The sequence below is a fragment of the Brucella sp. TWI559 genome (assembly GCF_039674265.1).
GTDB lineage: Bacteria > Pseudomonadota > Alphaproteobacteria > Rhizobiales > Rhizobiaceae > Brucella > Brucella chromiisoli.
Genome location: NZ_JBDJNE010000057.1, coordinates 1 through 1,987 on the forward strand (window position 1 = coordinate 1; position 1,987 = coordinate 1,987).

The window sequence follows — 1,987 nt, forward strand, 5'->3', positions numbered from 1 at the left end:
AGATAAGCGACAACACATGTGACAACTGACAGGCCCGCCGCGACAGCAAAAAACGGAAGCGAAATTGTCGCAGCGCTTATGAACTTTGCCTTAGAAGGTGACATCCCGCTTGAAGCCATAACCGCAGACAGGAATGCAAGCAGCGCTAGGCATGCCCCGCCGTTCAAGAGAAGAAGAGCCTTAAGACCTTCCGTAGATGCATCAATAGATGCCTTTTCGAGGGAGTCAGCACGCTTCTCATCTATCACGGCGGGTACTCACCTCAGGTGGCGTTGTTAACGATTTGAGCAACAGTATGGATGCCCTCAGTTCCGCCAATCGCGACCAATTGGCCGTCAGCTCCAGCTGTATTAATGAGTACTCTGGTAATAGCTCCAAAGGTATCGATGGCAGCAATGTTTTCCGTGTTGATGAAAACCGGAGTACCCGTCGGCATGGTTCTTGTCAGTTTAATCAATGGCATGTTGCCCTCCTTTTACCCATCAAGAATACAACCGTGAGTCTCACGCCGAAGCAAGAGCCTTCAACCGCTCAAACCGGCGAAAGGATACAGTAGCATGAGAGAGAAGGGGCCGACGCCGGAGCAGATTAAAGCTATAGCGGATAGGGCAGAAGCAAGGGCTGGCCAGCCGGTGGGAATTGGTAGACCTACCAAATTCACAGAGCAGCTCGCAGCACATATTTGTGCGGAGATTTCGTCAGGAATTTCGTTGCGCACTATTTGCGGACAGGCGGGTATTCCCAGCCAGACAACAGTTTTCCGTTGGCTTTCCGAACATAAGGACTTTCGTGAGCAATACGCCCGCGCACGCGAAGCCCAAATGGAAGCGATGGCAGAAGACATTCTAGAAATCGCGGACGAAGGCAATGAAGATGATACGCAGCGTGCCAAGCTTCGCATAGATGCTCGCAAGTGGCTTATGTCCAAGATGGCTCCAAAGAAATATGGCGATAAGCTTGCAATCGGCGGTGATGCCGAAATGGATGCAATCAAAATCCAGTCTATCAAGCGTGTGATTGTCGATCCGAAAGCGGATTAATGCAGCCAAGAGAATTAGAAATGCCAACAGCGAGAGTATTCCTCCCGCTGCTCGAACCCGCACGCGATAAAGGTGCATGGGGTGGTCGCGGTTCCGGCAAGTCGCATTTCTTCGCCGGGATGATGATAGAGGACAGTCTGGCAGAGCCGGGCAACAGTGCAGGCGAAGGCTTAAAGTCAATCTGCATTCGTGAAGTTCAGAAAGACCTCGCGCAGTCGTCAAAAGCGCTGATTGAGGCCAAACTATCATCATTCCGGCTGGGAGAGGCTGACGGCTTCAAGGTCTATCGTGATGTGATCCGCACGCCCGGCGATGGTCTAATCATCTTCAAGGGCATGAATGATTATACCGCTGACAGTGTGAAATCACTGGAAGGCTTTAAACGGTCTTGGTGGGAAGAAGCGCAAACAGCATCCTCAACTTCGATCAAGATGCTACGCCCCACAATGCGAACGCCCGGCGCTCAAATGTGGTGGAGTTGGAACGCTCGTAAGAAAAGCGATCCGGTTGATGTGATGTTGCGTGGGCCTGAGAAACCAAGCGGCGCAATTGTCGTACAAGCGAACTGGCGGGATAATCCTTGGTTTTCGGAAGAACTGGAGCAGGAGCGCGTAGACTGCCTTCGCATGACGCCCGATGATTATGCACATGTATGGGAAGGTGGTTATGTCACTGTTGCTTCTGGCGCATATTTTGCCAAGTGCCTGAATGATACACGGCTTGAAAGACGGATAGGGCGCGTCAGTTTTGATCCGTTGATGCGGGTTAAGATTATTTGCGACCTTGGCGGAACTGGCGCAAAGGCTGATGCTTTCGCAGCATGGCCGGCTCAGTTCATTACGGCGTAGACTCATAAACTGATGCACCAGATGCGGACAGCGATGAGTTTGACAGCAGCCAGGAAATTGGCCGGGTTTTTGTCGTAACGTGTTGCAATGCCGCGATAG

Annotated in this window: 4 protein-coding genes and 1 pseudogene; 2 read left to right on the plus strand and 3 right to left on the minus strand. The window is 51.7% G+C overall.

Going from position 1 to position 1,987, the window contains the following annotated elements:
- Together ABE530_RS19525 and ABE530_RS19530 are read right to left on the minus strand one after the other, a co-directional pair.
- The coding region (locus tag ABE530_RS19525; protein WP_499695710.1) for a hypothetical protein at positions 1–248 on the minus strand (248 nt) is incomplete at its 3' end.
- Between the two features lie 14 nt (positions 249–262).
- The gene (locus tag ABE530_RS19530) at positions 263–463 is read right to left on the minus strand and encodes a hypothetical protein (RefSeq protein ID WP_499695711.1); all 201 of its coding nucleotides are present in this window, start codon (positions 461–463) and stop codon (positions 263–265) included.
- Positions 464–557: 94 nt separating this feature from the next.
- Between ABE530_RS19530 and ABE530_RS19535 the strand changes: the two genes are divergently transcribed.
- Entirely contained in the window at positions 558–1,040 is a 483-nt protein-coding gene (locus ABE530_RS19535; RefSeq protein ID WP_499695712.1) for a terminase small subunit-like protein, read from the plus strand.
- Between the two features lie 20 nt (positions 1,041–1,060).
- Complete coding sequence (locus ABE530_RS19540) at positions 1,061–1,888, plus strand: phage terminase large subunit (RefSeq protein WP_499695713.1); 828 nt, start codon at positions 1,061–1,063, stop codon at positions 1,886–1,888.
- A gap of 2 nt (positions 1,889–1,890) precedes the next feature.
- Here the strand turns inward: ABE530_RS19540 and ABE530_RS19545 are convergent.
- Positions 1,891–1,987: pseudogene (locus ABE530_RS19545) on the minus strand (IS5/IS1182 family transposase); the annotation flags it as partial.